Annotated in this window: 6 protein-coding genes and 1 pseudogene; 1 reads left to right on the top strand and 6 read right to left on the bottom strand. The window is 36.9% G+C overall.

What is annotated here, in order from left to right; translation table 11 throughout:
• The 6 genes and pseudogenes from ACSLUO_RS17585 to ACSLUO_RS17560 form a co-directional block, all read right to left on the bottom strand.
• Nucleotides 1-765, bottom strand: a pseudogene (locus ACSLUO_RS17585) (IS3 family transposase); the annotation flags it as partial.
• 83 nt (nt 766-848) lie between these two features.
• A complete protein-coding gene (locus ACSLUO_RS17580; RefSeq protein WP_448250566.1) occupies nt 849-1,214 on the bottom strand; it encodes a hypothetical protein in 366 nt (121 codons plus the stop codon).
• 92 nt (nt 1,215-1,306) lie between these two features.
• Entirely contained in the window at nt 1,307-2,089 is a 783-nt protein-coding gene (locus tag ACSLUO_RS17575) for a PDZ domain-containing protein (RefSeq protein WP_448250564.1), read from the bottom strand.
• Nucleotides 2,090-2,521: 432 nt separating this feature from the next.
• Complete coding sequence (locus ACSLUO_RS17570; RefSeq protein ID WP_448250562.1) at nt 2,522-3,001, bottom strand: hypothetical protein; 480 nt, start codon at nt 2,999-3,001, stop codon at nt 2,522-2,524.
• A gap of 113 nt (nt 3,002-3,114) precedes the next feature.
• Nucleotides 3,115-3,393, bottom strand: a complete 279-nt coding sequence (locus tag ACSLUO_RS17565; protein WP_448250560.1) for a hypothetical protein — start codon at nt 3,391-3,393, stop codon at nt 3,115-3,117.
• 142 nt (nt 3,394-3,535) lie between these two features.
• Nucleotides 3,536-3,964, bottom strand: a complete 429-nt coding sequence (locus tag ACSLUO_RS17560) for a hypothetical protein (RefSeq protein ID WP_448250558.1) — start codon at nt 3,962-3,964, stop codon at nt 3,536-3,538.
• A gap of 284 nt (nt 3,965-4,248) precedes the next feature.
• Here ACSLUO_RS17560 and ACSLUO_RS17555 point away from each other — a divergent pair, with 284 nt between their 5' ends.
• On the top strand, nt 4,249-4,689 hold the full coding sequence (locus ACSLUO_RS17555) for a hypothetical protein (protein WP_149602704.1): 441 nt from the start codon (nt 4,249-4,251) through the stop codon (nt 4,687-4,689).
• The last annotated feature ends 165 nt before the right edge of the window (nt 4,690-4,854 follow it).

The raw sequence follows: 4,854 nt of genomic DNA, 5'->3' as shown, positions 1-4,854 counted from the left end.
CCGATAAATATCGCCAAACACCATTTACTTTCAAGTACGTCACATCGGCAACCCATACCTTGTTTTTTGCTTTAGGCACGCCTCCATCAGGTCGTAAGTTTTCGCCTGACGCTAAAAAGCGTTTTAATCCTTGTGACCGATAGGTCACAAGCACAACACGCGCAACCAAGCCAAGTTCACCATATAAACGCTCTACTCGCCGTTTACTAATACGGTAGCCTGCTTTGATAAGTGCTTTAAAAATACGAGGGCTGCCATAACGCCCCTCATTTTGTGTGAATATCTGCTGAATTTTTTCTTTCAACGTCACATCCTCTAACGTGCGTGCACTCGGTTATCTTTCGCGCCAATCGTAATAGCCACTTTTAAATACATTAAAAAACGTCAACAACCTCGTCACCTTTATGTCGGCTCTGAGTTTTTCGATGAATCGATATCGGCTTGATGTTCCTCGGCAAGAAACCGTTGCCACTTTTTTAGAATATACAGCTCCTCCTTGAGTTGCTTATTTTCACGTTCTAGTTGTTGTTCTTTGGTCAGTGCTTTTTTAGTTTTAGATTGTCCAGCCACTTTTTTTCGTTTATCAGCCACAATTATTCCTTCACGATATTCTTTTCGCCATCGTGACAGCATAAACGGGTGAATGTCGAGTTTTTCTGCGACAGATTTTATGGTGACGCCAACAACAAAACTCAGTTGAACAGCGTTGACTTTAAAGTCGTTTGAATACTTCCAAGTGCGTCTTGGATTATTGTACTTCGGCATAGAACACCTCATCTTTAATTAGATTTTGGTGTCCGTTTTATCGAGGGTAGATCAGTGTCCTGCTTTAATGACTTGTTAGTTGCCTATTTAATCAAATTTAGATTTCCATCCACGAAGCCAACAGCAAAAGCTTTCGCTTGTTGTAATTTACTTGCGTTAACGGTATTTGATATGAAATAACCGCGAGCCATATTAACAATATTTTGTTCCGCAACTTCCCATGAATTTCCATATAAATCGTTTAAAACCTCAATGGAGCGAGGTGTAGGAACCCAATATTCATTGCACGCCCAATCTTCATCTTCTACATCGAATTCATTTGAGCCAACAATTTCAATAATAAATGGTGATTCATAAACGCTAATGTTAAACGCAATTACGTTCGCTGGTATTTCAACACTTAGTTGGCTATCTAGCCAATTTGAAAAGTCCACCTCGTCTTGAATCATGCACCTAATCCTCCTAGGCAACTAACGCCCTGCTCTGGGGCAAACCGAAGCGCAGCGTAAGTTTGTCCCTAGCAGCAGATTGTTAGGTGCTTTTAAAACGTAACCTTTATTGATTTTTCTTCGCCTTTCCGGATAACCAAAAAGCTAGAAGATGGCTGGCTTTCTGGAACGGCCGCCATAAGCTCAATGGCATGCTGACCATTTTTGACAGGCTGACCATCAATGGAAACGAGAATATCCCCAGCCATAACATTAGAATAAAATGCTGGGGTATCTTCTATTACTATATCTATAAGTGCCCCAGTGTTTCTCTCAAGCTCAGTCCTCATGCCAGGAGTCAAATCATTGACCGAAACACCAAAACGTATTTTTTGAGTTGATTTTACCAAGTAAACTGCGACTTGATCGTAACGCCGTTGATGGGTAGTAAAAGGAACGGCTGTAGTTCCGTATGTTGTACTCGTGCCGCTGTACCCACCGTAGGTTCCACCACCATATACGCTACCGGAATGATAAGTGGTCTGGTTATTGGGAAGTAATAAGGCGGACGTACTTGATTGGGTATTTGTATATTCTGAGTTGGTTAAAACCACCGTGGCCCCAATTCTTTTAGCCTGCGCCGCCGCATTCTTAGTGTCTTCGTACCCGCCGTTAAAGGACGAATAACCTACGACAATGTACCTCTTTGACCTTAAAGTTCGGATATCCTGATCAATATTATTAGAACCAAATATCTGCGGTTCTTCATTCGGGCCTATTAGCTCAACATTTGGTAGTGTTCTTGCGTCTACATATGGATTATAGAATTGCTTGTATCCGCTTTGCGCACAGCCACTAAGAATTGTTGCAGCTGCGATCAATAGTATTTTCTTCATTATTACTCCTGAGCTATCTCGGGCACCTAACGCTTTGCTAATGGGCAAAATACCGTTTGCTATAATTGGCGAGGCACGAGCCAAGCAAACTGTATTTTGTCCTATTAAGCAACTTGTTATGTGTAAAACCAAGTTTAAAACTTAGCATGAACAATAACGAAGCTGCCCTTAATTAAAATTATCCTTGAGCCATTTAAGCCCAAACGCGAATGAAATAATAGCTTTACCACAAAACTTGTTTTGTATTTGCGTAAAGCTTATTAGTGGTGGCAACCAAACTTACAATGGCGAAACACACCACTTAATTTTTAATATTTCTTTTTCTTTAGCTACAAACACATAACGCCTCATTAAGAGGCTAAAAATTGTTTGCTAAAATGTGAAGCGAAGCGGAACCGAGCAAACTGTTTTTAGTCCTGCTTTAATGACTTGTTAGGTAACGTTTGCTACAGCCCTTATTTCTGGAGGCTCAGAACTAACAACCCTTAACCATTTACTTGATGTAGCAATAACATACATTTTGGAACTTTCTATATGCCAAAATACTTCTGTATCACTCTTTAAGTGTGATAATAGAGGCGATTCATTAACGATACCAATAACGCCATTATCATCACATTCCTCTTTTGACATATCGTAGTCAAATTCTTCACAAACTTGGTGATAGAAAACATGTTCAAAGCAGATTCGATAACGAGGGCTATTTTCGTCAGTTATTATTTCACGGCAACCATCTAATACTTTTTCTATTTTATCTTCGGTTTCATCACCTGATTTAGGTTTAGCCTCATAAACTTCATCAGCTAGTTTCGCACAGGAAACTTCAATCTCTAATGACTCTTCATTAACATCGTAATCAATAGTTTCTAAAAAGACGTAAAATGAGCCAACTTTATCTAAGGGTGAATGCATACTTCGATTAGTTACCTAACGCTTTGCTAATGGGCAAAATACCGTTTGCTAAAATTGGCGAGGTACGAGCCGAGCAAACTGTATTTTGTCCTGTTGAGCAACTTGTTATATTTTTAATTAACACCTGTTGTAATTTTAAATAATTTATTTACTTTCACATCAAGGTTCAAAACACTAACTAGCCATTTGGAAAGAAAATAAGATAAGAATAATAACGGGGCAATAATCGTGTATTTTCGAGTTTGTTCGGGTAAATTTAAAAATTGGGTAATGTCTATAGATAAAGCTTCTGTAATCATACCACCCAATATAAATATGCTAAATAATATAACCAAGAAAATGGCTAACTTTAGAAATGCCCTTACAACAAAAGATAAAAAACTTTGAATCATACTCTATTTCTTCCTTAAAAATATAACGCCTAATTAACAGGCAAAAAATTGTTGGCTAAAATTAGCGACGAAGGAGCAAAAGCCAACTGTTTTTTGTCCTTGTTTAATTTCTTGTTAGGTGAATTTTATATGCACCATTATGTTATCTATGGTTGTCTTTATACTTTATAAGTCCAGTAATAAATGCACCCACAAACAAAACGATAAAGCTTGTAAGCCATAAATAAAAAGCTACACCCAAGCCAATAATTTCTGTACCTGCTCCTTCATGAAACCACCACTCCTTAGATAATAAAGATGACAAACCAACAATGATCGCAAGAGGACTTATGAACATTGTAAGTGTATTGTTACTGTCTTTATAAGCTCCAAGTGATAAAAAATAAATAATATTTGCGTACCACCCAAAGTCAAAAAATATTATGCCCCACCATCCTGAGAGAAGTACTTCCCAACCGTAAAGTGGTGGAACACGTTCAAACAGTATTGCTGGTAATACTAATGAGATTAAATAAAAACCAATAGTAAAAAAGAAAACTAATTTTTTACACTGGGCTAGACGTATATCCATATTCACCTAACGCCCCACTAAGAGGCAAATGATAGTTGGTTAAAATAAGCGACGAAGGAGCAAAAACCAACTGTTATTTGTCCTGCTTGAGTGGCTTGTTAGGGCTTGAATAGCACAATACTTGCCACAATTACCTATTAGGTGGCAAATATTTTCCTGTTAAACCAATAAATTAATTATTAAATACGATTTTATGCAATATATTGCGCAATGTATAGTTGGTTAGGTTTTTGCTTAGTAAATTATAATAACCGCTGATTTTATATTTAAATAAGGAATTTTTCATGCATATAAACAATAGCGCTCAATTAAATCAAATTTATAAAACACAAAGCCCAAGTTATAACATGTTAAGCAATGCGGACAGAATAACTGAAAATAAAGCATTAACAACAGATACTGTGGATATAAGTAATGCTGGTTTAAATGCAAAAAAAAATTGGCAAGAGATAGCCAAAAAATTTGATGTTAGTAATATATCCCAAAATGAAATGGGTGATATGGTTTCTAACTTGGTGGATAATAAATTAATTTCTTCGACTGATAGTTTATTCTTAATGGCGCCAACTAGCATGAACCAAGATCCAGAAATTAAATATGATTTATTAGAGTCTATGCGTAAAAGATTAGATTCAGCTATTGCAAATGGAAACACTCAAGACCAAATTAAAAAAACAGAAAATGCTTTTAATATTATTGAGCAACTAAAAAATCTATCTAATTAGATTCGAATGTCAAAGTGATGACTAGCGACGAAGAGCCCTAACGCCCCAATAAGAGGCAAAAAATAGTTTGCTAAAATGTTGAGGCACGAAAACAGCAAACTGTTTTTTGTCCTGCTTGATTGGCTTGTTAGTTGTTTTTTAATTACAAAGCACTGCAAATACAAC

Source organism: Thalassotalea agariperforans, assembly GCF_053470345.1.
This window is presented reverse-complemented; position numbering and strand designations above follow the sequence as displayed.

Coding starts and splice junctions, on each gene's coding strand:
- ACSLUO_RS17580 (WP_448250566.1), bottom strand. CDS start 1,214: ATGATTCAAGACGAGGTGGACTTTTCAAATTGGCTAGATAGCCAACTA.
- ACSLUO_RS17575 (WP_448250564.1), bottom strand. CDS start 2,089: ATGAAGAAAATACTATTGATCGCAGCTGCAACAATTCTTAGTGGCTGT.
- ACSLUO_RS17570 (WP_448250562.1), bottom strand. CDS start 3,001: ATGCATTCACCCTTAGATAAAGTTGGCTCATTTTACGTCTTTTTAGAA.
- ACSLUO_RS17565 (WP_448250560.1), bottom strand. CDS start 3,393: ATGATTCAAAGTTTTTTATCTTTTGTTGTAAGGGCATTTCTAAAGTTA.
- ACSLUO_RS17560 (WP_448250558.1), bottom strand. CDS start 3,964: ATGGATATACGTCTAGCCCAGTGTAAAAAATTAGTTTTCTTTTTTACT.
- ACSLUO_RS17555 (WP_149602704.1), top strand. CDS start 4,249: ATGCATATAAACAATAGCGCTCAATTAAATCAAATTTATAAAACACAA.